General features: G+C 60.6%; 26 protein-coding genes. 18 read left to right on the top strand and 8 right to left on the bottom strand.

Annotated elements, in window-relative coordinates; genetic code table 11:
• Positions 1-136 precede the first annotated feature (136 nt).
• Positions 137-1789, top strand: a complete 1653-nt coding sequence (locus tag ACYQ12_RS09990) for a nitrite/sulfite reductase (RefSeq protein ID WP_459870934.1) — start codon at positions 137-139, stop codon at positions 1787-1789.
• The gene (locus ACYQ12_RS09995) at positions 1782-2312 is read left to right on the top strand and encodes a DUF934 domain-containing protein (protein WP_459870937.1); all 531 of its coding nucleotides are present in this window, start codon (positions 1782-1784) and stop codon (positions 2310-2312) included. Before ACYQ12_RS09990 ends, ACYQ12_RS09995 begins: the two co-directional genes overlap by 8 nt.
• Before the next feature lie 108 nt (positions 2313-2420).
• Here the strand turns inward: ACYQ12_RS09995 and smrA are convergent, their stop codons facing one another.
• Complete coding sequence (smrA, locus tag ACYQ12_RS10000) at positions 2421-3020, bottom strand: DNA endonuclease SmrA (protein ID WP_459870939.1); 600 nt, start codon at positions 3018-3020, stop codon at positions 2421-2423.
• Between the two features lie 96 nt (positions 3021-3116).
• A complete protein-coding gene (locus ACYQ12_RS10005; protein WP_459870941.1) occupies positions 3117-4340 on the bottom strand; it encodes a YihY family inner membrane protein in 1224 nt (407 codons plus the stop codon).
• Positions 4341-4399: 59 nt separating this feature from the next.
• On the opposite strand from ACYQ12_RS10005, the gene arsC reads away from it, so the two are divergent.
• From arsC to ACYQ12_RS10060, 11 genes are all read left to right on the top strand, one after another.
• Positions 4400-4747: an arsenate reductase (glutaredoxin) gene (gene arsC / locus ACYQ12_RS10010; protein WP_459870943.1), complete on the top strand. Its 348-nt coding sequence runs from the start codon at positions 4400-4402 to the stop codon at positions 4745-4747.
• 44 nt (positions 4748-4791) lie between these two features.
• Complete coding sequence (gene wrbA / locus ACYQ12_RS10015; protein ID WP_459870945.1) at positions 4792-5421, top strand: NAD(P)H:quinone oxidoreductase; 630 nt, start codon at positions 4792-4794, stop codon at positions 5419-5421.
• Positions 5421-5813, top strand: a complete 393-nt coding sequence (locus ACYQ12_RS10020) for a DUF2069 domain-containing protein (protein WP_459870948.1) — start codon at positions 5421-5423, stop codon at positions 5811-5813. Before wrbA ends, ACYQ12_RS10020 begins: the two co-directional genes overlap by 1 nt.
• A gap of 124 nt (positions 5814-5937) precedes the next feature.
• Positions 5938-6996: a LacI family DNA-binding transcriptional regulator gene (locus ACYQ12_RS10025; protein WP_459870951.1), complete on the top strand. Its 1059-nt coding sequence runs from the start codon at positions 5938-5940 to the stop codon at positions 6994-6996.
• 29 nt (positions 6997-7025) lie between these two features.
• Entirely contained in the window at positions 7026-7835 is an 810-nt protein-coding gene (locus tag ACYQ12_RS10030) for a sugar phosphate isomerase/epimerase family protein (protein ID WP_459870953.1), read from the top strand.
• A gap of 28 nt (positions 7836-7863) precedes the next feature.
• Positions 7864-8853: a sugar kinase gene (locus ACYQ12_RS10035; RefSeq protein WP_459870956.1), complete on the top strand. Its 990-nt coding sequence runs from the start codon at positions 7864-7866 to the stop codon at positions 8851-8853.
• Positions 8854-8894: 41 nt separating this feature from the next.
• Complete coding sequence (locus ACYQ12_RS10040; protein WP_459870959.1) at positions 8895-9875, top strand: 2-hydroxyacid dehydrogenase; 981 nt, start codon at positions 8895-8897, stop codon at positions 9873-9875.
• A gap of 219 nt (positions 9876-10094) precedes the next feature.
• On the top strand, positions 10095-11201 hold the full coding sequence (locus ACYQ12_RS10045) for a LacI family DNA-binding transcriptional regulator (protein ID WP_459870962.1): 1107 nt from the start codon (positions 10095-10097) through the stop codon (positions 11199-11201).
• 38 nt (positions 11202-11239) lie between these two features.
• A complete protein-coding gene (locus ACYQ12_RS10050; protein WP_459870965.1) occupies positions 11240-12265 on the top strand; it encodes a TRAP transporter substrate-binding protein in 1026 nt (341 codons plus the stop codon).
• Between the two features lie 66 nt (positions 12266-12331).
• Complete coding sequence (locus tag ACYQ12_RS10055) at positions 12332-12916, top strand: TRAP transporter small permease (RefSeq protein WP_459870968.1); 585 nt, start codon at positions 12332-12334, stop codon at positions 12914-12916.
• Positions 12913-14220, top strand: coding sequence for a TRAP transporter large permease (locus tag ACYQ12_RS10060; protein WP_459870970.1), 1308 nt, complete (start codon positions 12913-12915; stop codon positions 14218-14220). Before ACYQ12_RS10055 ends, ACYQ12_RS10060 begins: the two co-directional genes overlap by 4 nt.
• A 100-nt stretch (positions 14221-14320) precedes the next feature.
• Here ACYQ12_RS10060 and aroE read toward each other — a convergent pair whose 3' ends face one another.
• Both aroE and ACYQ12_RS10070 read right to left on the bottom strand, forming a co-directional pair.
• Entirely contained in the window at positions 14321-15139 is an 819-nt protein-coding gene (aroE, locus tag ACYQ12_RS10065) for a shikimate dehydrogenase (protein ID WP_459870973.1), read from the bottom strand.
• Between the two features lie 211 nt (positions 15140-15350).
• Positions 15351-16037, bottom strand: a complete 687-nt coding sequence (locus ACYQ12_RS10070) for a cytochrome b/b6 domain-containing protein (RefSeq protein ID WP_459870976.1) — start codon at positions 16035-16037, stop codon at positions 15351-15353.
• Positions 16038-16177: 140 nt separating this feature from the next.
• Here ACYQ12_RS10070 and ACYQ12_RS10075 point away from each other — a divergent pair, with 140 nt between their 5' ends.
• The 3 genes from ACYQ12_RS10075 to pdxH all read left to right on the top strand — a co-directional run bounded on the left by ACYQ12_RS10075 (position 16178) and on the right by pdxH (position 18145).
• On the top strand, positions 16178-16912 hold the full coding sequence (locus tag ACYQ12_RS10075; protein ID WP_459870979.1) for an AzlC family ABC transporter permease: 735 nt from the start codon (positions 16178-16180) through the stop codon (positions 16910-16912).
• Positions 16909-17259, top strand: a complete 351-nt coding sequence (locus ACYQ12_RS10080; protein ID WP_459870982.1) for a branched-chain amino acid transporter permease — start codon at positions 16909-16911, stop codon at positions 17257-17259. Before ACYQ12_RS10075 ends, ACYQ12_RS10080 begins: the two co-directional genes overlap by 4 nt.
• A gap of 244 nt (positions 17260-17503) precedes the next feature.
• The gene (gene pdxH / locus ACYQ12_RS10085) at positions 17504-18145 is read left to right on the top strand and encodes a pyridoxamine 5'-phosphate oxidase (protein WP_459870985.1); all 642 of its coding nucleotides are present in this window, start codon (positions 17504-17506) and stop codon (positions 18143-18145) included.
• A 143-nt stretch (positions 18146-18288) separates the two neighbouring features.
• On the opposite strand, the gene ACYQ12_RS10090 is transcribed toward pdxH, so the two are convergent.
• The 4 genes from ACYQ12_RS10090 to ACYQ12_RS10105 all read right to left on the bottom strand — a co-directional run bounded on the left by ACYQ12_RS10090 (position 18289) and on the right by ACYQ12_RS10105 (position 24297).
• A complete protein-coding gene (locus tag ACYQ12_RS10090) occupies positions 18289-19173 on the bottom strand; it encodes a glycine betaine ABC transporter substrate-binding protein (protein WP_459870988.1) in 885 nt (294 codons plus the stop codon).
• 104 nt (positions 19174-19277) lie between these two features.
• The gene (locus ACYQ12_RS10095) at positions 19278-20117 is read right to left on the bottom strand and encodes an ABC transporter permease (protein WP_459870991.1); all 840 of its coding nucleotides are present in this window, start codon (positions 20115-20117) and stop codon (positions 19278-19280) included.
• Positions 20117-21325 (bottom strand): quaternary amine ABC transporter ATP-binding protein, encoded by a 1209-nt coding sequence (locus ACYQ12_RS10100; RefSeq protein WP_459870994.1) that lies wholly within the window; start codon positions 21323-21325, stop codon positions 20117-20119. The genes ACYQ12_RS10095 and ACYQ12_RS10100 overlap by 1 nt, the downstream gene beginning before the upstream one ends.
• 224 nt (positions 21326-21549) lie before the next feature.
• Positions 21550-24297, bottom strand: a complete 2748-nt coding sequence (locus ACYQ12_RS10105; RefSeq protein WP_459870997.1) for a bifunctional acetate--CoA ligase family protein/GNAT family N-acetyltransferase — start codon at positions 24295-24297, stop codon at positions 21550-21552.
• Positions 24298-24402: 105 nt separating this feature from the next.
• Between ACYQ12_RS10105 and ACYQ12_RS10110 the strand changes: the two genes are divergently transcribed.
• Positions 24403-25362, top strand: coding sequence for a histone deacetylase family protein (locus ACYQ12_RS10110; RefSeq protein ID WP_459871000.1), 960 nt, complete (start codon positions 24403-24405; stop codon positions 25360-25362).
• A gap of 89 nt (positions 25363-25451) precedes the next feature.
• Positions 25452-26078 (top strand): helix-turn-helix domain-containing protein, encoded by a 627-nt coding sequence (locus ACYQ12_RS10115; protein ID WP_459871003.1) that lies wholly within the window; start codon positions 25452-25454, stop codon positions 26076-26078.
• The last annotated feature ends 87 nt before the right edge of the window (positions 26079-26165 follow it).

The following is a 26165-nucleotide window of genomic DNA, read 5'->3' on the forward strand; positions in this document are numbered from 1 at the left end:
GACCGGCTACGCCACGAGTGCAGCCTGATATAACATAAAAGCCAATAGCTATGATTATTTATTCTTTCATAGAATATAGGTGGCAGAGTAAGGTGCTGCTCTGCAATGGCCATTCTGACTAGTAGGATACGCTTGAATGTATCGGTATGACACGTATGACCAGACGCTCGTCAATGAACGCGTTGCGCAGTTTCGCGACCAGATGGATCGCTATCTTGCAGGCCGCCTGAGTGAAAGCGAGTTCCTTCCGCTGCGCTTGCAGAATGGCCTCTATATCCAGCGTCATGCGCCGATGCTGCGCATCGCCATTCCTTACGGCATGCTGTCCAGCCATCAGTTGCGTACACTCGCCGACATCACGCGCCGCTACGATCGGGGCTACGGTCATTTCTCCACGCGCCAGAACATCCAGCTCAACTGGCCCAAGCTGGAAGACGTGCCGAGTATTCTGGCAGAGTTGGCCAAGGTCCAGATGCATTCCATCCAGACCAGCGGCAACTGTATCCGCAACACTACCAGCGATCAGTTCGCCGGTATCGCCAGTGACGAAGTCGAGGATCCACGCCCCTGGTGTGAGTTGATCCGTCAGTGGTCCACGTTGCATCCTGAATTCGCCTACCTGCCGCGCAAGTTCAAGATCGCGGTGACCGGCGCCCGCGAGGATCGTGCCGCCATTCAGGTGCATGATATCGGGCTTCGCCTTTGGAAGAACGAGGCTGGCGAACTGCGTGTACGCGTGCTGGCCGGCGGTGGCCTGGGCCGCACCCCGATGATCGGCGACGTGGTGCGTGAAGATCTGCCCTGGCAGCATCTCCTGACCTATCTCGAAGCGATTGTGCGGGTCTACAACCAGTTCGGGCGGCGCGACAACAAGTTCAAGGCACGCATCAAGATCCTGGTCAAGGCACTGGGCATCGAGGAGTTCCGGCGCCGCGTCGACGCGGAATGGGCCCACATGAAGGATGGTCCGCAGACGTTGAACGACACGATCATCGCCTCGGCTCGTGCCCACTTTCCCGAACCTGAGCGACGCCCGGTCAGTGAGACGGCAGTCGTCGAATTCGAACGGCTGCGGGAAAGCAATCGTGCCTTCGCTCGCTTCGTGACCAATAACGTGACCGACCACAAGGTCCCTGGCTACAAGGCCGTCACTCTCTCCCTCAAGCGTCGCGAACACGCCCCGGGAGACGTGACGGCGGATCAGATGGAAGCCATTGCCGATCTGACCGATGCCTTCAGCTTTGGCGAAGCCCGAGTCACTCACGAACAGAATCTGGTGCTTTCGGACGTTCCGGTGGATGAACTTGAGGCACTATGGCACAAGCTCGAGACACTGGGCATGGCCAACCCGACCGTGGGGACTCTGGCCGATATCATCTGCTGCCCCGGCGGTGATTACTGTGCGCTGGCCAATGCAGTGTCGATTCCGATCGCTCAGGCTATCCAGGAGCGCTTCGAGGATCTCGATTTCCTCTACGACCTGGGACCTATCGATCTCAATATCTCTGGCTGCATGAATGCCTGCGGCCATCATCATGTCGGCAATATCGGCATTCTGGGCGTCGACAAGAAAGGTGAGGAATACTATCAGGTCTCGCTGGGTGGCAGTGCCGATGACGATGCGTCACTAGGCAAGATTCTGGGTCCTTCCTTCTATCGCGAGGACGTGCCCGAGGTCATCGACAAGGTACTCAAGGTCTTCGTCGAGCAGCGTCACGAGGAGGAGCGTTTTCTCGATACCTATCGCCGGATTGGCCTCAAGCCCTTCAAGGAGCGGGTCTATGCCTGACACTCAACCTGTTACCGCCCCCCAACTGACCAGCACGCTGCTCAAGCTCGGGCAGCCGGCCGAGGATATCTGGTACCTGTCCAGGGATAGCGAGGCGTTGCCCGAAGAACGCCCTGCCATCGTTCCACTGGCGCTGTGGCGTGAAGCCGACTCAGCGGATGACCTGGCGCCCTGGCTGCCCAGCGATACCGAGCTGTCGGTGGAGCTGGCCAGCCAGCTGCAGTCGGCCCCACTCGTCGCGATCGATTTTCCCGCCTTTACCGATGGCCGGGGCTATACTCTGGCCCGCTTGCTGCGCGAGCGTTTTCAGTACGCAGGGGAAGTCCGGGCCATCGGTGACGTGCTGATCGACCAGTTGTATTACATGACGCGCTGCGGCTTCGATGCCCTCGCGCTTCGTGAAGATCAGAACGTCGACGACGCGCTACGAGCGCTGACGACATTCAGCGTCAGCTACCAGTCAGGCGTCGACGTCCGGGAGGCACTGTTTACCCGTCGGCTGCGTGAAGCCTCGGCGCAATAGTTTCCCCCGCATGAAGCACAAAGCCTCGCCAATTGGCGAGGCTTTGTGAAAGGCGTTGATGAAAAGCCTACCTGAAAAGCGGCAATGGATAGTGCCGCCCCCTTCTCTTTACCCACCGCGTTTCTGTTGAATCTCACGGTTTCGAGCGCGTGCACGTTCGGACTTGCGCAACATCACATACGTGGCACCGATGCCGCCGTGCGCTGGCTGCGCCGAGGCATAGGCCTGGACGTTCTCGAACTGGGTAAGCCATTTTGCCACATAGGAACGCACGACATTGGCGTGACTGGCAAGTTCTCGACCACGGCCGTGAACGATCATGACGCAGCGCAGGTCATGTGATTGGGCATCGGTAATGAAACCGAACAGGGCCCGCCGACATTCCGTAAGCGGTGTCTTCTGGATATGAAGACGGGCTTCAGGCGCATAGCCCCCTTGGCGCAGCCGATCGAGAACGCCGGTCTGAATACCGTTACGCCGATATTCCAGCGGATCATGGGGGGGTAGCAGATCGACAAACTCATCGGAAAGAAAGTTATCGTCTCCCAACGATGCCTGAGCGCTTTCGCGCCTGGCCAGCTGAGCTTCTGAAGGCGTTCTGGAGATGCCCCTCACGTCGGCACGATCCTGACCCTTGGTCAAAGGCTGGATATCGCTACCCATCGCACGACGAAACTCCCATTCGTCACGGCTCACAGACTGATTCATCGGCCTCTCCTCAGAACTATGCTTAACTATGGAGCTTCTTTCTTCGTTTGGGTTCCCACCTTTTTATAGTTGTTATTTAAGATAACGGTATAAATATCATTTGACCGACTTGGACCCGACAATCAACGCCCCTAGCGGTATCTGCGTCGCCTGACGCTGACGTTCGCATCCTTCCACCAGAACTTCGTACAAAGGCTGCAGGCGTGGTAGCGGCACATGATCCAGCTCGGCCGTCCACGGTAGCGATCGAGTCGCCTCCCACAAGGTGATGGAATCTAGGTCGCGAGACAAGACCCAATCCCCCGAGCCTGTTTGTGTCGCTACACCAATTGAAGCCAGGGGCTCCATGATCAGGTGATAATGGCTTCCCAGCCGGGAGATCAGCGTCTTGTCACGCAACGGGACCCCCGCCGTATGGGCATCCCGCAACATGACGAGTATCCCCATTGCCTGCCAGAAATCGGGCCATTGCTGCCAACTAGCCTGATGCCGCTCCCCTAGCCAAGCCGTCAGCTCCGCTCCTAACAGAACGATCGACCAAAGCAGAAATACCCAGAGCAGAAACAAGGGCACGGTGGCGAAAGTGCCATAGATCACTTGGTAAGTGGGGAAGGAGGAGACATAAAGAGAGAACCCTGCCCTGGCGAGCTCCAATGCCAGGGATGCCATGGCTCCTCCGATCAGTGCATGGCGCAACCGGACACGACAGTTGGGTACAGCCATGTAGATGAACACGAAGGCGATGAAACTCAGCAGGAGCGGTAGAAGGCGCAATACACTCACCAGGCTACCGAATAGCGAAGCGGCTCCCTGAAAGACGCCCAACGACGCCAGATAGGACGATAACAAGAATCCCGAGCCGACCAACAAGGGGCCAAGCGTCAGTACCGTCCAGTACAGCAGGAAGCTGGCCAGCCCCCGGCGACTATGGCGAACCTTCCAGATGACATTGAACGCATGCTCCACGGTCACCATCATCAATACGGAGGTCACGAACAGAAACAGCAGTCCCACGCTCGTCAGGCTGCGGGCCTGATTGGAAAAGTCACGAAGATATTCCAGCACGGTAGATCCCGTAGCCGGGACGAACTGCTCGAATATCAACGACTGTATCTGTTCGCTCACGCCCTGAAAGCTGGGGATACCGGAAAGCATGGCATACAGCACGGTCATGAACGGCACGACGGCAAACAGCGTCGTGTACGTCAACGCCGAAGCGGTTCTGAAACCATCATGCTCGTTGAAACGCCGCATCAGGATCCGGGCAACATGGAAAGGGCCTTGAAGCCAGGCGATGCGGGGGAGTTGTGGCCATTGCATAGGGCGCTCTACAATACTTAATCGCTTGATTTATCGAATTCAATCGACCGGAGTTGGGCATGGCTGAATTTATAATGTATCACAACCCCCGCTGCTCCAAGTCGCGGGAGGCCCTGGCCCTGCTGGAAGCTAGCGGCGTGGAATTCCGGCTTCACCGCTATCTGGACGACCCCCTCGATGAAAAGGCGCTTCGGGAGTTGGCGGCACGCCTGGATGGCGACAGCACCGAACTGTTGCGAACCAATGAAAGCGACTGGAAGACGCTCGGCATCGACTCCCCCAGCGAGGCACAGCGCCTGCATGCCATCGCAGATAATCCCCGTCTGATGCAACGCCCCATTCTGGACCGGGGCGACCGGGCTGTTATCGGACGTCCGCCTGAAGCCATTCTTGCCTTACTCGAGTAAGGCGCGCAGTACGTACTGCCCTCTCACCGGTAAAAGGAACCGACATGCCGCCGCCAGCCAATACGCTACCTTACATACTCGTGCTGTATTACTCTCGACACGGCGCGACTCGCACCCTGGCCGAACAGATCACCGCAGGCGCCGAAAGCGTTGCCGGAATGAGTGTACGCCTGCGCACCGTACCGGAGGTCTCGCCGACCTGCGAAGCCGTAGCTCCCAGCATTCCCGAGGAAGGCGCCATCTATGTCGACCAGGAAGATCTGCGCGGATGCGCTGGCCTGGCCCTGGGGAGCCCCACCCGCTTCGGCAACATGGCGGCACCGCTCAAGTACTTTCTGGACACGACCAGCGCCTTGTGGATGAACGGCGCATTGATCGACAAGCCCGCGACTGCCTTTACCTCGACCGCCAGCCTGCACGGCGGTCAGGAAAGCACGCTTCTCACCATGCTGGTGCCACTGCTGCATCACGGCATGGTCTATGCCGGGATTCCCTACAGCGAAACTACGCTGCTTTCCACGCAGAGCGGCGGGACTCCCTACGGCACCAGCCATGTAGCGGGCGCGCGCGGTGAACATGTCGTCAGCGAAGATGAGCGTATCCTGGCCCAGGCACAGGGGCGGCGACTCGCCCAGCTTGCCTTGGCCCTGGCGCCCCTGCATGAGGAGTCCTGATGCGTCAGTTATTTGATCGTCTGGAGCGTACCTACGGCCTGGATACGGTGACCCGGCGAGCGCGCCAGGGCGTATGGGCCGGGTTCGCTGCATTGATCGTTCTGCTCCTGCTGGGCGGCCTGCAACTTTATCAGAGCGGCCAGTCCGGCCTGGCACCGGTACTGGTGCGGGTACTGCCGCTGCTGCTGTTTTTGCCCTCGATCATGACCCAACGCCCGCGAGGTCATGCCTGGCTGGCGTTCGTCAGTCTGCTCTACTTCATGCAGGGCACCATGATCGCCACACTTCCCGACAAGACCTGGCTCGGCTTGCTCGAGATAGCTGCCTCGCTGCTGCTGTTTGTAGCCTCGATGAGCTTTGCACGCTGGAGAAGCCGACAGCTTCGACAGTAATCCTCACGCGAATTGCCAATCCATGCTGGCGGCACTCGCCGCATGGGTTGGCAGCCCTTTTCACGACTTTCGGTGCATTGTCTCGGCTCTTCTCGAAGGCTAGTGTGGGAACGGTTCCATCGCCATGCCTCCGACGGAAGATATCGTGCCATCGACATCAAGCAATGCCACGCCACGCTCCACCATCATCGAGGTCGCCCGCGATGCCGGCGTTTCCAAGACCAGCGTATCGCGCTATCTGGGCGGCGAGCAGCATCGACTGTCAGCGGATATGCAAGCGCGCATTGCCGCCTCGATCAGGCGGCTGAGCTATCGCCCTAACCTGATGGCACGTGGCCTCAAGGGCGGGCGCTCGAGACTGCTTGGCATGCTGGTCGCGGATATTCGCAACCCGTTCTCGGTGGAGGTACTGCATGCTGTCGAGCAGGCTTGTCGTGCCCAAGGTTTCTCGCTTCTGGTCTGCAATACCGACAACGATCCAGCCCAGGAACGTGATCATCTGGCCCTGCTCGCCTCCTACCGGGTGGAAGGCCTGATCATCAATGCCGCCGGACGACCCAGTACCGAACTCAAGACCCTGGCCGAACAGGGCACGCCGATCGTGCTGCTCGATCGCAGCCTGAGCGATTTCGAGGCGGACGTGGTCGGACTCGACAACGTTCACGCCATCGATATGGCCATCGACCATCTGCTCGCGCAGGGATACGACAAGCTGATCTATGTCAGCGAGCCTCCCGAAATGGCCAGCTCGCGCCAGACACGCCTGGAACGCTTTCAACAACGCCTGCAGGAGCTAGACGACGCATCGGGCAGTGTCGTGTGTCAGGACATTACCGCTGGCAGCCAGACACTGCGCAATGCACTCGAGACGCTTCTTGCCGGCCCATCGGGCGCCGCGCATGCCATCCTCTGCGCCAACGGCAACGTTACGCTGGCCGTTGCCCATGCCCTTCAAGCGCTTGGTGTCCCTCTCGGCCAGACCGGCCTGATGGGTATCGATGAACTCGACTGGTGCGCCCTGGCCGGCCCGGGCATCACCACTCTGGCCCAGCCTACCGATGCCATCGGCCATGCAGCGATCGATAGCCTGATGCATCGGCGGAAAAACCCTCTCCGCGACGAGCCTCCCAAACGCACCGTATACGCAGGCCATCTGATTTCTCGCGGCTCGACACGCCGCTGATGCTTACCACATACCGTCAGGAACCCACTATGCGCGATACGAGGGGAACGTTCCCAGGACATATTTTCCAGAGCCGACACCGTGACCGTCCTCCCCTGCTAGTCGCCACTTCGGCCTATGGTCATGAGCAGGTGGCACGCCACGGGCAGAGGGGTGTATTGCCCTGGCTGGTCGCCGCCGGTGCCGACGGCGTCGAGATACGCCGTGAACTGCTGCCTGAAGGTTTCGTGGATTTTGCGGCATTGGGCAAGGATTGTGCGCGACACAACCTGGCGGTGGTCTATTCGGCCGCCGACGCGCTATGGCACAACGACGCCTGCTTGCCGGACGTGACGACTCGCCTGAACGAAGCTGCAGCCCTGGGGGCCGTGGCTGTCAAATTCTCGCTGGGACAGTACACGACTGGCCCGGAAACGGCCTGGAGCCGCCTGAGGAAGCTCCTGCTGGCCTCGCATACTCCCGTGGTGATGGTCGAGAATGACCAGACCCGGGATGGCGGCACGCCTGAACCCCTAAGCGCGTTTCTTGCCGATGCCGAGCGGGCCGAATGCCCGCTTTTCATGACCTTCGACATCGGCAACTGGCGTTGGACCGACAGCGATGTCGACGACGCGGCACGTCGGTTGGGAAGGCATGTGCGCTACGTCCATTGCAAGGGTATCGAGGCTCGTCAGGGGCAACTTCATGCCTGCATCCCGAGCGAAAACGAACTCGATGCCTGGCGCGCGCTGATGGCACGCTTTCCCGCCGGCGTACCGCGTGCCATCGAGTATCCCCTGCAGGCCCCCGATTCCGCGGCGCTGACGCGGCGGGAACTGGACCGGCTGGCCACGCTATGACCCCCGACATCATCAGGAGAATATTCGCATGACATCCCCCGCCTCCCCCACGCCCCGAACGACCGCGCCGGAGATTCTCACGTTCGGCGAAGCCATGACGATGTTCATCGCCGAGCAGCCCGGTGAACTGGCCAGCGTCGACCTGTTCCATCGGCGCATTGCCGGCGCCGACACCAACGTCGCCATCGGCCTGGCCCGTCTGGGGTTTCATGTCGGCTGGCTGAGCCGGGTCGGTGCCGACAGCTTCGGGACCTATATCCAACGCACGCTCGAGTCCGAGGGGCTCGACTGCCGGTACTTGCAGCACGACACCGAGCACTCCACCGGTCTTGTCTTCAAGGAGCGGGCCGAACGTGGTGAAGATCCTCACGTGGAATACGTCCGGCGTGGCAGTGCCGCCAGCCACCTCGGCGTAGCAGATGCCGCCCAAGTCGACTTCTCCTCGGCCCGGCATCTCCATGCCACCGGTATTCCTCCGGCGTTATCGGCCAGTGCGCGCGAATTGTCGTTCCACATGCTAGACCGTGCACGCGAAGCCGGCACCAGCGTCTCCTTCGATCCCAACCTGCGCCCCAGTCTGTGGAAGAGCGAGCGCGAAATGTGCGCAACCCTCAATGATCTGGCCGCCAAGGCCGATTGGGTTCTCCCCGGGCTCGCCGAAGGACGCCGCCTGACCGGCCTGGACACGGCGCATGACATCGCGGGCTTCTATCTCGACCGGGGGGCCCAGGCGGTAATCATCAAGCTGGGTCCGGAAGGCAGCTATTATCGATCTCAGGAGCAAGATTTCACCGTGGAAGGATTCAAGGTCGACAAGATCATCGACACCGTCGGTGCCGGCGACGGCTTTGCCGTCGGCGTGGTCAGCGCCATGCTCGATGGTCTCACGCCACGTGCCGCGGTACGCCGCGGCAATCTGATCGGCGCCCAGGCGGTGCAGGTGATAGGCGATATGGAGGGCTTGCCCAGTCGTGAGCGCCTGACCGAACTCGAAGCCGGCCTGCCCATCCTCGATTGAGACGACCCCCGATCGAGACAATCACCCAGGGAGCATCTGTCATGCCAAAACGCATCGTCGCCTTTCGCCGCCTGAACGAACAGCAACTGGCTCAGCTGCGCGAGCGATTCCACGTCGACTATTTCCCGTCGCTCAACAGCGCGGACGACCCGGGATTTCGCGAGGCATTGGCCGAGGCCCACGGCCTGGTCGGTGCCAGTCTGAAAATCACCCCCGAACTGCTCGACCAGGCCCCCCACCTGGAGGCCATCGCCAGCATTTCGGTGGGCTATGACAACTACCCCCTCGATGAGCTGTCCCGTCGCAACATTCTGCTCTGCAATACACCGGACGTGCTGACCGAAACCACTGCCGACACCGGCTTCTCGCTGATCATGGCGACTGCACGCCGAGTGGTGGAACTGGCCGAATTCGTCAAGCGAGGCGACTGGCAGGAGAGCATCGGCGAGGCGCAGTTCGGCTGCGACGTCCACGGCAAGACACTCGGCATGGTCGGTTTCGGTCGCATCGGTGCCGCCGTGGCGCGGCGCGGCGCGCTGGGCTTCAACATGCAGGTACTGTATGCCAATGCCTCTCCCAAGCCGGCCCTCGAAGCCGAGCTCGGCGCGCGGCACTGCGAACTGGACACGCTTCTCGAACAGGCGGATTTCGTTTGCGTGACCGTGCCGCTGACCGCCGAGACCACGCATCTCTTCGGCGCCGAACAGTTTGCGCGCATGAAGAAAAGCGCCATTTTCATCAATATCGCTCGCGGCAAGGTGGTCGACGAAGCCGCGATGATAGGAGCTCTTCAAGAGGGACAGATTCACGGTGCCGGGCTCGACGTCTTCGAGAAGGAGCCCCTGCCCGCCGGCTCGCCGCTTGTGCAGATGAGCAATGTCGTGGCACTGCCGCACATCGGCTCGGCAACCCACGAAACGCGCACCGCCATGGCTCAGCGAGCCGTGGACAATATCACGCGGGCCCTCGATGGCGAGCGTCCGCTCAGTCTGGTCAACACCGAGGTCTGGGAACGCCGCTAGCGCCAGGCCCCGCCTGCTTTCCATTTTCACGCCTCGCCGGCTGACGCCTCATGGACGTCAGCCGATTCTTTTTCCATGGATAGCGCTTCCGCTCCGCTTGCACGACTAAAGCCCATTCCACCAAAGGGGCATTGGTTCCTTACCCCGGTATCGCCTAGATTTAGACCCATCCAAATTTAGACCCATCCAAAAACACTCTCTCGGTAAAGCGGAGCTCGCATGGTCCAAGACAATGACAACGTTCCGGCCGATGCCCCGCAGCCTCCTGCCCGGCCCGAAGGCAATGTGACGCTGCAGGACATCGCCGCGCATGCCGGCGTGTCACGTTCGACAGTGTCGCTGGTACTGCGCGAGAGCCCGCTGGTCGCCGAACGCACCCGGGAGAGGGTACGGGCATCGATCAAGACGCTGGGCTACGTCTACAACCGCGGTGCCGCGGCGTTGCGCGGTAGTCGCACCCACACGCTGGGCGTCGTGGTGTATGACATCGCCAATCCTTTCTTCGGTGCCATGGTGGCCGGTATCGATGCCGCACTGAACCACCAGGGCTACGTGTCGTTTCTGGCCAACAGCGAAGACTCGCCAGCGCGCCAGCAGCGCTTCCTGGAGCGCATGCGCGAACACCGAGTCGACGGTATCCTGCTGTGCCCTGCCGAAAACACCGATCCCCAACTGATCGACACCCTGCGGGAATGGAAACTGCCCTGCGTCCAGGTGCTGCGTCACGTCGGTCGGCCGCCCTTCGACTATGCGGGTACCGACTTCGAACAGGGCATGCATCAGGCCGTGGATCATCTCGTGGCCTTGGGACATCGGCATATCGCTTTCATCGGCGGCCTGGCCGAGCATTCCGCCACTCAGGCACGCTGGCGCGGCTATTTCGCTGCCATGGCCCGTCACGGCCTGGAGCAGACCCGACGGCTTCGTACCGGACTGACCCGCCAGGCCGGCTTCGAGGCCATTCAGACATTGATGGTCGAGTCCACACCGCCTACCGCAGTGATCTGCCACAACGATCTGATGGCCTTTGGCGCCATGCTCGGCCTCAAGCGCATGGGTCTCATGCCCGGCATCGACTGTGCGGTGATCGGTACCGATGACGTCGAGGAAACCGAACTCAGCGACCCGGCATTGACCAGCGTCGCCACGCATCCCTATGCCATCGGCGAGGAGGCCGCACGCCTGGCCCTTCGCCGTATCGCCAATCCCGACGGGGCGCGGGAGCAAGTCGTATTGTCGCCTCGACTCAAGGTACGCCAGTCCTGCGGCGCCACGCCCTCTGACGTGCCTCATCACGCCAAGCCACTCGCTACATTCGAAAGCTGATCTGCGTCACTCGCAGACAACAACAACGAGGTGCACTCATGACTCATCGATGGATCGCTCCAGACGCCCACCCCAAAGCCAACGACTTTGTCAAGACTCTCTTCACCGGTACCGTGCTGGCCGTGAGCCTCGGCCTGTCAGGGGCCGCTCAGGCCGTCGACCTGCGCTTCGGTCATGGCGGCACCGAGGACACTGCCTATCAACTGGGCGCCGAGAAGTTCAAGGAGCTGGTCGCCGAGAAGAGCGACGGCGATATCGACGTGACCATCATGGGCAACTCGGTACTGGGTCACGAAACCGAGATGTTCGAGCAGCAGATGGCCGGGGCACTGGACATGTCGATCGTCAATCCCGGGCTGATCACCGATTTCTCGCATACCGCCAACGTCTTCTCGATCCCCTTCATGTACCGTGACGTCGATCACTGGCAAGCCGTGCTGGATGGCGACGTGGGTCGCGAAATCGCCGACCGGATCGAAGACGAGACCGGCGTCAAGGTGCTGGCCTTCTTCGGTGGCGGCAAGCGCCAGGTCGTCAGCACCCGTCCGCTCGAAAGCCTGGATGACCTCAAGGGCATGAAACTGCGCACCAACCCCACCGAGCCGCTGATCGCCGCCTGGTCGGCCTTGGGTGCCGAGCCCACCGTCATGGCCTGGAAGGAGATCTACACCGGCCTGCAGCTGGGCGCCATCGATGGCCTGCTCAACGAAGCCGAATGGATCCTGCGCATGCGCTTTCACGAGGTCGCCCCGCATATCGGCCTGTCGCAGCACGACATCACCGTGCGTCTGTTGACCATGTCGCAAATGAGCTGGGAGCAGCTCGATGACGATCAACGCCAGGCGGTGATGGAAGCAGCCCAGGAAGCGGCCAAATACGCGCGTAACGTACAGCTGGAGCAGGACGCTGCCGCCCTCGAGACGCTCGAGCAGCAAGGCGCCACCCTCTATCCGATGGATCGTGAGCGCATGCAGGAGATCGTTGCCGAACCGCTGCAGAAGGTCATCGACGACATGGGCCTGAGCGAGCTGTATCAGAAGATCATCAACGCAGGCCAGTCCTGAGCCGCAGGCCGGGCGTCGGCATGACGTCCGGCCGACACTTACTTCCATCATCATGAGGAGAACGCCATGGCCTCTCTCCTGCACGGCCTGTCGCGGCTCAATCGGGGGCTGGAGCGTCTGCTCAACCTCCTTCTGCTGGCATTGTTGCTGGGCTTCATCCTGCTGGTCATTTACCAGATCGTCAGCCGTAATCTGCCTCTGCTGCCACGTCTCTACTGGACCGAGGAGTTCAGCCGCTTTGCCTTTCAGTGGCTGATCATGCTGGGTACCGCGATCGGGGTCTACCATGCCGACCACTTCGTGCTCGAGGCCTTTCCGCGCGGCACGCGTGCGGACATGGCGACACGGCTGCTCCGCGATCTGGCCTGCCTGGCGGTAGGTGCGATCTTCATCTACTACGGCAAGGACTTCGCGCTCTCCGGACTGCGCCGCAAGGCGACGGCTTCGGGGCTGCCGATGATCTACGTCTACTCGGCCTTTACCGTCAGCGGCATCTTCATCCTGCTCTACAGTCTCGAGCGCCTGTTGCATACCGCCCTGTACGGCATGAATGCCATGGAATCGGCACTCAACACGCCCAACGAGCTCGACGAAGTCGCTCACGTCGATCAGGCGCGGCTCGATACCATCGAACGAGGGCCGACACCATGATGCCGATGGACTGGATTTTCATTCTGCCCTGGCTGCTGTTCGGGCTGCTGGGGGTACTGATCGTCGCCGGCGTGCCCATCGCCATGTCGCTGGTGCTGACCGCCTTCGGCGTCATTCTGCTCGATCCGCGCCTGACCTTCTGGATCATGTTCCAGCGCATGTATAACGGCATGGACTCCTTCGTGCTGTTGGCGGTGCCACTGTTTCTGCTCGCCGGCAACCTGATGAACGCCGCGCATATCACCGATCGCCTGATCACCCTGTGCATGCGTCTGGTGGGACATGTGAAAGGCGCACTGGCCCACGTCAACGTCATGGTCAGCATGCTCTTCGCCGGTGTCTCCGGCTCCTCCACGGCAGACAGTGCCGGCGTGGGCACGGTATTGATCCCGGCGATGAAACGCGAGGGCTATCCGGTCCACTTTGCGGTCGCCGTCACCGCCGCCTCATCGGTCATGGGCATCATCATTCCGCCATCGATCAACATGATCGTCTGGGGTGCGCTGACCAACACCTCGATTGCCGGGCTGTTTCTCGGCGGTATCGTGCCGGGGGTAATGATCGGCATCGCCCAGTTGCTGCTCAACATGCTCTATGTACGTCGCTATGACGTTCCCGTGCGCAAGCGGGCGACCTTTTCTCAACTGATGAGTTCGGGAAAGGACGGGCTGCTGGCGGCCGGCATTCCCATCGTCATCATCGGCGGCATTACGCTGGGGCTGGTCACGCCCACCGAGGCGGCCGTCATTGCCGTGCTCTATGCCATGGCGCTAGGCTTCTTCGTCTACCGCGAGCTGACCGTCAGGCATGTGCTGGAGGCCTCGACCAGCACCGTACGACTCTGCTCGCTGTCGTTGTTCAGCCTGGTCGGTGCCGCAATCTTCGGCTATCTGATCAGCTTCTACCAGATCCCGCCCAAGCTGATGGCCGGCGTCAACATCACCGACCCTGTCGTGCTGCTGGTCATCATGACGGGCGTCATGCTGCTGATCGGCACCTTCATGGACTCGCTACCGGCCATGGCCATTCTGGCCCCGATCTTCCAGCCCTTGGCGATGCAGGCCGGGGTACATCCCGTGCAGTTCGGTGTGATCAGTGTCATGGCACTGGGGCTGGGGCTGATCACGCCTCCCTACGGGCTGTGTCTGATGATTTCGGCCAAGATCGGTGGCATTCCCCTGCTCAAGGCCTTAGGTACCACGCTGCTCTACCTGGCGGTCATGCTGGCAGTCATCGTGCTGCTGATCTTCTATCCGCAACTGATCCTGGCCGTGCCGCGCTGGCTGACACCGGATTTCGTCTGACACCGACCATCGGGCCAGGCGACCTGGCCCGATGCATCTCCTCCATCTCTCGGTGCATTCTGCGGCTGTAGCGCCTCGTGAATTTGCTATTCGTCCCCTTTCAGAGGCCGAGGCGCTCGATCTCGTCGAACATGGCCTTCTCCATGACCTCGAAGGGGGCCGAATCGACACCGGTGTAGAGCTCGACCTGGCCACATGACTGGTGGATCATCATCCGCGTTCCCGGAACCGTCGTACAACCGAGCGCATCGGCCTCGGCAATCAACCTGGTGCGAGTCGGAATGAAGGCAACGTCCATGACGATGAGGTGGGCCGCGAGGCGCCCTTCGAGCGGGCTGGCGCCGGCATCGCGAAAGCCGACCGATGTCGCATTCACCACCACGTCAAAAGCATCGGGATCGAAATGCTCTAGCCCGCCGCCATAATGCACGCCCAGCGATTCGGCCAGCTCGCGGGCCTTCTTCTGGGTGCGATTGAAGACACTCACCCTGGCGCCCTGCTCTCGAAAGCCATAAGCCACCGCCCGTGCAGCGCCGCCTGCTCCGATGACCGCGAGACGCTTGCCCGCCGGGTCGGTGACTTCACGCAGCGCACGCACGGCCCCGACATAGTCGGTGTTGTAACCGGTCAGCCGCCCTTCAATATTATTGATGGTGTTGACGGCCCCGATCGCCTTGGCGGCCGGATCGAGGGCATCGAGATGGGGAATCACCGCCTGCTTGTAGGGCATGGAGACGTTGGAGCCTCGAATCCCCAAGGTACGCATTGCCTCGATCGCCGCCTCGGGGTTCTCGACGCCGAAACAGACGAAGGTGTAATCGAGTCCTAGTGCCTGATAGGCGGCATTATGGATCCTGGCGCTGAGCGAAAACGGCTTGCCCATGATCGAGCCACACAGAACGGGAATCGACGTCGACATTGCATTTCTCCTGAAAATGGTACTTGTAAGTCGATGGGAACGGTTCCATGCCATTCCATGAGAAAACCCACGATGTAACCTCACGCCCTTGGCCGAGGCCGTATCGTTCACTATAGGGACCGGAGTCCCTCACCGACAACAGCCCAAGACAGAATGAAAAGAACATGAGCATGAAATGACGGGATTCCTGACAGCGTTGCCGGCCCCATGATCAGTTAACCAACCAGACGACCAGGGTCGCAGCAATGGCGGCAGCGCCCCACGCCCGCCATGCAGGCACCTTGTCGCTGGCCAGCCCTACCGCTTCATCGCCTACGGTCTTGCGTCCGGTGATCATCGCCATGACGAGCGATTCGCCCTGGAAGCGATGCAGCACGACGGCAACGACATGAAACGCCACCAGCCACAGCAGTACGTTGACGTTGATCCGATGGAGCCACATCAATGTGTCAGCCGTCTCGCCGGAAACCGCACCCGCCAGAGGCCCCTCGAAAAAGACATCATCCGAGGCGAACAGCCCCGTGACGGCCTGCAAGGTAAGCGATGCCAGCATGGCCAGTACCATCCAGCCCCCCAAGGGATTGTGACCGACATAGCGCGGCGCCCTGCCTGTCAGAAACTCCCTGGCGTAGCGCATGCCGGCGGCGGGAGATGCCAGCAGATTCCGCCAGCGGGCATGGCGGCTACCGACAAAGGCCCACATCCAGCGAAAGACCACCAACCCGAGCACGACATAGCCCGCCCGGGAATGCCACTCCATGGGAAAGGCAAACAACCTGGCATCGGTGGAGCCGGTGTACCACAGCAGAGCCAGCGCCAATACCAGCCCCCAGTGGAATAGTCTCACCGGAATGTCCCAGACCCGAATACGCCTCCGTGTCGTTGCCTGCCGTTGCATCACGCGTTCTCCCCTAGTCCAATCGCTTTATCAGCACTTCGCTATATAATGGCATGCCAGGATACGATAAAGCGCCCTTTGCCGACGCTGGCGCGTTTACCGTAGCTTCCGCCTCAACCCACCCTGACCGATTCGACACAATGTCCGACGCGCCCTATTCACCAGTCCCGACAATCTCCTGGCGCGATGCCGCCACGCGCACCCTGCCTGTCATGTTCGGCTACCTGCCGCTGGGTGCGGCATTCGGTATCCTCTTCAGCCAGCTCGGTTACCCTTGGTGGGCCGCCCTGCTGATGTCGTGCATTATCTATGCCGGGGCCGGACAGTTTCTGGCCGTGACCCTGCTGGCCAATCATGCGGGACTGCTGGAGGTCGTCGTCGCCACCTTCATGCTCAATTCACGCCATCTTTTCTATGGCCTCTCCCTGCTGGAGCGATTCAAGCATGCAGGATGGCGCAAGCTATACCTGATCTTTTCCCTCACCGACGAAACCTACTCCCTGCTGACTTCCTATCCGCGAACCCGTGAATGCCATCGCAAGGAGGATCACCGCATGGCATTACGGGTCAGTGCCCTCAATCAACTCTGGTGGGTGCTGGGTACGGTGGTCGGAGCGCTGGCAGGCGCTACGCTGAGCTTCGACAGCCAAGGCATCGAGTTCGCTCTGACGGCGCTCTTCATCGTGCTGACCATCGAACAGGCCAGTCGCCTGAGACAGTTTCTGCCGTTTGGTGTCGCGCTGCTCTGCGGCCTCGGCGCCATCATGCTGCTACCGGAGCGCCATCTCCTGCTGGGTGCCATCGGTGCCACCAGCCTGGTGCTTCTAGCGCATTACCGCATGACGACGCATCAAGCTCACGGGAGCAGAGAATGAGCCTTTCGCAATTGATCCTACTCATCGTAGCCTGCGCTCTGGCGACATTTGCCACGCGCGTTCTGCCCTTCATTGCTCTCTCGCGGCACGCCGATCATCCCCTGATTCTGCATCTCGGGCGTTATTTACCGCCGGCCGTCATGCTGATCCTCGTCCTTTATGCGCTACGCGACTTCCGCCCGCTCCAGGACGGCTTGATCAACCTGGCTCCCAATGGTCTGCCGACACTGCTGGCATCCGTGACGGTTGTGGTCATTCATCTCTGGCGGCGCAACGCGCTGTTGTCCATCGTTTGCGGTACCGGACTTTACATGCTCCTGGTGCAGACCGGATGGACCGGACGCTGATTATCGGACTCCGATTGGAACCACACCGGCGGCTCCCCGATAATCGAGGTTGAGCCATGACACAACCACTGCGAAGATAAGGCCTGCGCTCTGTCTGAAAAATGCCTGTGCTCACTCATGCAGCATCAAAAATCAGCCCACGTGATCATTTGCCCCTGGCAAGCTCCGCTTGCTCGCTGATTTTTGCCCTGTCTGATCATCGCTCGTCCATTTTTCAGACAGAGCTTAAGCCCAGGAGAATGCCATGAACCGCGATATCGCCGATATCCGCCGCGATTACTCGGGAGATCATCTCGATCCTTCCGCCAGTCCCGATACGCCCATGCCGCTATTCGAGCAGTGGTTCCAGCTAGCCCACGCGCGCGAAGGAGGTGACGCTAACGCCATGACACTGGCCACCGTCGACAGTCAGGGATATCCGCACGCGCGCATCGTGCTGCTCAAGGGCCTCGACGAGCAGGGTCTGGTGTTTTTCACCAATTACCAGAGCCACAAGGGGAGTGAAATGGCCAATGTGCCCAAGGCGGCACTGGTATTCTGGTGGCCGGCCCTGCAGCGCCAGGTCCGTATCGAGGGCAGCGTCGAGCAGGTCAATGCCGATGAGTCTGAAGCCTACTTCCGCAGCCGCCCGAGAGATAGCCAACTGGGCGCCTGGATCTCGCAGCAGAGCGTCGAAATACCCGATCGCGAGTGGCTCGAGGAGCGCAAGCAACGCTTCGAGCAGGTCTACGATGGACAGGACATTCGCCGCCCGCCGCATTGGGGAGGCTATCGTGTTCGCCCCACACTCTTCGAATTCTGGCAGGGTCAGCCGAGCCGTTTGCATGATCGGCTGCGTTACCTGCGCCATGACGGCGATTGGCTGAAGGTCCGCCTGGCGCCCTGAAACGACGCCTGCAAAGACCTGCAAAACCCTGCAAAGCTACGCTGAGAAAAAAACACCTACGCAAAAGGCCCGATCTTATGATCGGGCCTTTTCATGGCACTTATACGCACTTATGCCGTTGCGTTAACTGCCGGCATTCATGCTCAGCCGTCGCAGTTCTGCGTCCACTGATCGACGATGTCGGCGTGGTTCTCTACCCACTGTTTGGCATTGGCGTAGGGATCGGAGTCCTCTTCCTGATTCATGAGCATGACCTCGCCCATCTGATCGGGAGTCCACTCGAAGTTATCGAGGATGCAGTAGGCCTGGGGCATGTCATCCTTGAGCCCATCACGTGCGATGGTGTGGATCTGCTCGGCCCCGCCGTAGACGTTCTTGGGATCGTCGAGATACTTGAGGTCCCAGCGCGCGAACATCCAGTGCGGTGTCCAACTGGTCACGACGATGTCTTCATGATTCTTGATGGCATTGGACAGCGCTGCCGTCATGGTGGCACCGCTGCCGGACTGCAGATCGATTTCGTCTTCGAGGCCGTACTCATCGAGCATGTCCTCGGTCAGCCCCATCAGGCCGGCGCCGGGATCGATTCCGATGATTTCGCCGTTAATGCTATCGGCCTTGTCACCGAGTTGGTCAATGGACTGGATATCGGTATAAGCCGGAACGACCAGTCCCAGCTTGGTGCCATCCAGGTTGGCGCCCAAGTCCTCGACCTGATCCTCGACCCGCTCCAGATACTCCTTGTGCGTAGTAGGCAACCAAGCGGCAACGATGGCATCCGCATCACCATAGGCCACCGCCTGCCACATGGCTGCAGCGGACAGCGAGGACATGTCCACGTCGTACCCCTGCTGCTCCAGCACGGCGCGCACGACATTGGTCGAAGCGACCTCGGAGGCCCACTCGACATAAGCCAGATTGACCGTTCCCTTGTCCTGAGCCTGGACGGCTCCAGCTCCGAGGCTCATGCCCACTGCCGCCATCAAGGCGCCGAAACGAGTCGCTTGAGACCTTGCGTTGTGTGTCATTGTTTTTCCCCTTCTATCTAGCGTTGGATGGGTCTTGAATGAGGCTGCTCCGCCTGACAGGCATGAACGGCCTCGTGGTGCCTTGCTGCACCTTGTGGATCGGCTTACTGCGCCTTCTTCTTGCGCACGGCCTGGGTCAGCCGGTCCAGCAGCATCGCCAGAATCACCACGGCGATGCCGGCTTCGAAGCCATCACCGGGGCGCAGACGCTGGATGGCCCGCCAGACTTCGCTGCCCAACCCGTCGGCACCGATCATGGCGGCAATGACCACCATCGACAGCGCCAGCATGATGGTCTGGTTGATGCCTGCCATGACCGTCGGCAGCGACAGCGGCAGCTGCACCTTGAAAAGCTTCTGGCTGCGCGTCGAGCCGAAGGCGTCGGCAGCTTCGATCAATTCCTTGGGAACCTGACGGATACCCAGGGTGGTAAAGCGGATCGCGGGCGGCATGGAGAAGATGACCGTGGCGAAAATCGCCGACACCGAACCGATCCCGAAGAAGGGAATGGCAGGAATCAGGTAGACGAACGCCGGCATGGTCTGCATGAAGTCCAGTATCGGCATGATCACGTTGTAGAAGCGATCGGACAATGCCGCGAAGATCCCCAGCGGGAGCGCGATGATCACGGCGACCAGCGTCGCGATCACCACCAGCGTCAACGTCTCGATCATCGGCTCCCAGAGACCGAGGTTCCAGATCAGCGACAGCCCAAGTATCGAGCCGATCGCCAGGCGGACCCCGGAAAGGCGCCAGCACAGCAGCGCAATGAGCGCCATCAAGGACCATTCGGGCAGCCACATGAGAGCATCGTTGAGGAAATTGATGCCCGTTTGGGTCACCCGCGAAATGCCCCGCGTTACCACGGAGTATTCGGAGGTCAAGAAATCCAGGCCACTCTCGATCCAGTCGCCCAAGGGAATATGAGGAATGTCGATCGCCATCAATGGTCTCCCGCTTCCGCCAGCTCAGCCAGTACGGCTCCTTTCACAACGACGCCCAACAGGCGCTGCTCCTCGTCCACCACGGCGATCGGATAGCTGTTGTCGCCGAACAACGCAAACAGGTTATGCAGGGGTTCGTCGGGGCCAACCTTGTGGAAGTCCTGTCGAAGCTGATCGGCAATGGCATTCTTGCCGGCCTTTGCCGCCTGATCGGCGGTTTCGGCATCGACGATACCCAGCAGCGTCCGGTCGCGGCGGGTGACATAGATGGAATCGAGACCATTTTCACGCATCTTGTGCAATGCGGTACGCGGGCCATCGTCTTCGCGTGCAGTGGCCCGTACCGGGCGCATGGCACTGCTTGCCGTCAACACCCGCGACATGTCCACGCCCTCGATGAAACGCGCCACATATTCATCGGCCGGGTCGGTCAGGATCTCCTCGGGCGTACCGATCTGCACGATTTCGCCATCCTTGAGCAGGATGATGCGATCGCCGATGTTGAGCGCCTCGTCGAGATCGTGGGTAATGAAGATCGTGGTCTTGCGCATCCGGCTCTGCAGCTCGAGCAGTTCCTGCTGCATATCCTTGCGGATCAGCGGATCGAGGGCGGAGAACGCCTCGTCCATGAGCAGCACGGTAGAATCGTTGGCCAGCGCGCGTGCCAGACCGACACGCTGCTGCATGCCACCCGAAAGCTGGTTGGGATAGGAGTTCTCCCACCCCTCGAGTCCGACCTGCTTGAGCGCGTTCTTCGCTCGCTCCTGGCGGGCGGACTTGTCCACGCCCTGGATTTCCAGGCCATATTCGGCGTTCTGCTGCACGGTACGATGCGGGAACAGCGCGAAATTCTGGAACACCATGGAGAAGTGCTTGCGCCGGCAGTGGAGCAGTTCCTTGTCGCTGAGTCGCGGAATGTTTTCGCCATCGATGATGATATCGCCCTCGGTGGGCTCGATCAGGCGATTGAGACAGCGGATGAGGGTCGACTTGCCGGAGCCCGAAAGCCCCATGATCACCAGCAGCTCTCCTTCACGCACATCGAAATCGATGTTGGAAAGCCCCAGTGTCTGGCCGGTCTTTTCAAGGATTTGGGGACGCTTGAGTCCCTGGTTGCGCAACTCCAACGCCTTTTTTGGCTGGTGGCCAAAGACTTTGCTGAGTCCGCGAACCTGGATCTTGGTCTTGATCTCTTGAGTATCGGTCATGGCCTGCCTGTTCGCTCAAGACAGCAGTCACCATCAGCACGATGGCCCTGTGTCAAGTTATAACGTTAGGTTATCTTTTGTTTCGGATCATACGTTGTTATTGAATCGTCATCAAACAAAAACACATTATAATTGATTGACGGTTCAATAACCACCCGATGCAGTAGCCTGCAAGAAAGCAAACGCAGAGGAATAAAAAGGCCACCTCAAGGGTGGCCTGAAAATTACGCTGTCGAGGTTTCCAACCGGTGTCGCTGCCAGTCGCTCGCAGGCTCGTTGAGCCGCAGCACCGCATCCACCACCTGCTCTTCCATGTTGTAACGACAGGTGAAACCGAGATGCTTCATCAGGGCCCGCATGGGATGGTTGTCGACCATGATCTTGCCTTCCATTTCCAGCGTGCCCACCGCTTTGCAGTAGCGAATCATCTTGTTCATCAGCAGACTGCCAAGTCCCTGCCCATGCAGGTCGTCGCGAATGATGATCGAGAATTCGGTACGAATGTTGTCAGGGTCGTTCCACACGCGAACCACTCCCAACATCTCCTTGCTGCCATCGTCGAGCTCGTGTTCGGCGATGAAGGCCATCTGTCGGTCGTAATTGATATGCGTCAGCAGCGACAGGTCGCGCTTGGAAAGATCTGCCTTGTGATGGAAGTAACGGAAACGAATGCTCTCCTCGGAGAGGCGCGTATGAAACTTGGTGATCAGCGGCGCATCCTCACCACGGATCGGACGCACTTCAACGCGCATGCCGTTCTCCAGGGTCACCCATTCCCGCAACTCCTCGGGATACGGCATGATCGCATGACGCGCCGGAGAGCCAAGATCCATGGCGAAGTCCACGGCCACGAGGCGATCGCGATTGAGCAGCAGCGGGTTGAGCTCCAAGCCCTTGAGCTCGGGCAGATCCGAGGCCATTTGCGACAGCTTGACCAGCAGCTGGCATAACTGATGGATATCCCGTGACGGCGCCGACGAGTGTTCGAGGATGACTTGGGCAGCGTGGGTATGTGATACCAGATCATGCGCCAACGTCATGTTCAATGGAGGCAGTGCGACGTGACGGTCGGCCAGCACATCCACCTTGTAGCCGCCCGTGCCGAATACGATGACGGGTCCGAAAACCGGGTCCCGGGTAATCCCGGCGCAGAACTGCATGGAGGACTTGCCGCGCTGCATGGCCTGCAGGCAATAGCTGTAGATTTCACTGCTGGGATATTTCTCCTGGATCTTATCCGCCAGGCGCTGGACGCCTTCGGCCACCTGCTCCGGGGTGGAAAGATCCTGCAGCAACCCGGCCGAGAGCCGGCGGGGATGCTTGCGATAACGAAACGGGACACAATTGTTTTCATGTACCGCCTTGAGCGCCATGGGACCGTCGAACTCCCGGGCAGCCTCGAGCGCGTCATCCGGGCCGAAAATGTAGCGGCTACGGGCCACGGGAATACCATAGGCCGCCAGCACTTGGGCGGTTTCCTGATGGGTCAGGCGATCGCGCCCCCGTGCCTTGGCCGCATCGATCAGGGCATGACAGCGAGCCCGGATTTCAGGGCTCGTCGCGAATGGCAGGCTGGGAGGCGTCTCCTGCAGCAGCAGTTGCACGCGCTGATAGTCGACCATGTGCATGAATGCCTTGACGGCCTTTTCCGGCGAGATGTACGTCGGAATGCCTGCCAGGTTGCACTCGTGCCGGGCGGTCAGCGCCTCCTCCAGCCCCATCCAGCTGGTCAGCAGGTTGCGTTTGAACCGCTTGCGATTCGCCACCAGGGCTTCTGCGGTGATACGCGATGGCGCCATGCGTGTCGGGGCATGGACCACCAGCACCGCATCGACATTGGCATCCGCCGCGACGATCTCCAGCGCCTCGACGAAGCGCTGCGGCGAGGCATTACCGCCGAGATCGACCGGGTTGCGCCCCGGAAGACTGACATCGAACTCACCTTCCAGTAGTGCCGTGCGGGTCGCCTCGCTGAACTCTGCCAGTTTGCCGCCACCGACGATCAGCTTGTCGATGGCCAGCAAGGCCGGCCCCAGTCCGTTGGCAACGATGGCCAGCCGATCTCCGCGCAGGGGACGCATGCGCGACAGCGTCTCCAAGGCATCGAACAGCTCGTCGGAGTTGTCCACGCGCACCACACCGGCACGCGCCAGGGCAGCATCGAAGATGACATCACGATTGTCCACGCCCGGCGTCGGGGGTTCGCCGGAAAGGTCCGACTGCGGCGTGCGGCCACTCTTGATGGCAACCACCAGGCGATTGCGTGACGCCTCCCTCAGCGCCGTCATGAAGTGCTGCGAGTCGTGAATGCGTTCCAGATGCAGCAGAATGGCCTGGGACGGGGCATACTGGTTGATGTAGTCGATCAGGTCGGGGATCATCACGTCGATGCTGTCGCCTAGCGTGACGAGGTGCGAAAACCCGATGCCGCGTCCGGCCGCCCAATCGATCATCGCGTTACCCAGCATGCCCGACTGGCCCAGATAGGCCACCTTGCCGGCCTTTACCGGCTGACTGGCGTAGGTGGCGTTCAGCTTGCGCCCCGGCACCACGATTCCCAGACACTCGGGGCCCAGCACGCGGATACCCGAGCGCAGCGCCGCCTTGAGCATGCGCTCGCGGATGGACGAGCCGCCGCGGCCCTGGTCATCCAGATAGGAGCCTCCCGAGAGCACCATGGCGGCGCGCACGCCGAAGCGCCCAAGCTGATCGATCAGCTTGGGTACCGTCTCGACCGGTGAGCACACCACGGCGAGATCCGGCACTTCGGGTAGATCGCTCACCCTGCGAACGCAGGGTACACCGAATACCGACTCGTAATGCTTGGGGTTGACGGCCCATACCGGGCCGGGAAATCCGCTATCCTGAAGGTTGCGAATGACCAGCCCCCCCATGGACAGGTCCTTTTCCGAAGCGCCGATCACCGCCAGCGTCTGCGGCTCGAAAAAATGGCGTAAGAATCGCGTACCCACAGACGTCTCCTCTAAACCACCGTATAGCTTGTGTACGACTTATTGCCACTGTGATGCAAGTACAGCGTAGCCTTATCTTCCGGCTCACGACGCGCGGAGAACACCATGATCACCTCCTACATCACCCATCCCGATTGCGCCCTGCACTACATGGGACCGGAACATCCTGAAAGTCCGTTGCGACTGGAGGCGATCCGGGCACGTCTCGCCCTGTCCGGCGTGCTGCAGCAGACCATGCAGTCGGAAGCGATGGCTGCCAGCAACGAAGCTCTGGGACGTGTCCATGCACATCGCCATCTGCACGCCCTCGAACGGTGCGTTCCCGATGAGGGACTGATCGGCCTGGACGATGATACCTTCATGTGTCGCGATACCCTATCGGCCGCGCGCGTCGCAGCCGGCGCCGTGATTCGCGGTGTCGATCAGGTCTATCGTCACCAGGCCGATAACGTCTTCTGCGCAGTGCGCCCACCGGGACATCACGCCGAGCATACCGATGCACTCGGCTTCTGCTTCTACAACAACGTTGCCGTGGGGGTCGCCCATGCACGTGCCCAGCATGGCGCGCAGCGTGTCGCCGTGATCGATTTCGACGTTCATCAGTGCAACGGCACCGTGGATATCTTCAAGGACGATCCAGACGTCCTGATCTGCTCCAGTTTCCAGTATCCCTTTTACCCTTGGCGCTATCTGCGCTCGCAGTGGGACAACGTGATCAACACGCCGCTGGACCAAGGCACCGGCAGTCGTGACTTCCGCATCGCCGTCGAACGCGACTGGTTACCGGCGTTACAGGCCCATAAGCCGGACATCGTGCTGGTGTCGGCTGGATTCGATGCCCATCGGGAGGATCCCATGGCAGACCTTTGTCTGGAGGATGAGGATTATCACTGGGTGACGCAGCTGGCGATGGATGTTGCCCGCCTCTATGCCGACAATCGCCTGGTCTCGGTTCTCGAAGGCGGTTACGACCCGGCAGCGCTCGGCCGCAGCGTCGAGGCGCACGTTCAGGCTCTGCTCGGCTTACCGTTTGGCCCCCCCGTGGGGATGGACAACTCCGCCTGAACAGGCATCATCTTGTCTTCCGGGCAGGCGCAGGAAGCCGGTCTGCCTATGGTATGATGCGGGAAACTTTTTTCCTATCGTGAAACTTCATGACCCACGACCAAGATGCCGCGCTACGTATCGCTTCCGGGCGCAAGGCATTCGTAGAACCTTTACGGCTGGGCGAGCGTCTCAAGGAGATCCGGCTGGCCAACCACTGGACACTGGAAGACGTGAGTCAACGCACCGGGCTGGCACGCTCGACCCTGTCCAAGATCGAAAACGACCAGATATCCCCTACGTTCAGCGCGGTCCAGAAACTGATCGGCGGATTGGGCATCGACCTTCCGCAGTTGCTGACTCCGCCAAAGGCGCAATCGCGCACTCTGGGCCGACGCGACCTGACCCGGGTCGGCGAAGGCAAGCAGCACCCAACGCCCACCTACGAGCATGAACTGCTTTCCTGGCAGTTGGCCCAGAAACGCATGATCCCCTTCAAGACGATTGTCAGGGCCAGGAGCTTTGGCGAATTTCATGAGTGGGTTCGCCATGACGGCGAGGAATTCCTGATCGTGCTCGAGGGCGATGTCCTGCTGTACACCGAATTCTACGAACCCCTGCGCCTGGTGCGCGGCGACAGTATCTATTTCGACAGCGACATGGGCCATGCCCTAGTATCGGTCAGCGAGAGTGATGCCGTGGTGTTGTCGGTATGCACACCTGGCGAGTCCGCCTGATCCGACGACGTTGATGCGCTGTCCGACATGCTCACGGCATGGTTTCTCCTTTGTTATGCTTGTACCGCGATCACGCTCAGGAGAGAC

It is taken from the genome of Halomonas shantousis (assembly GCF_054654615.1).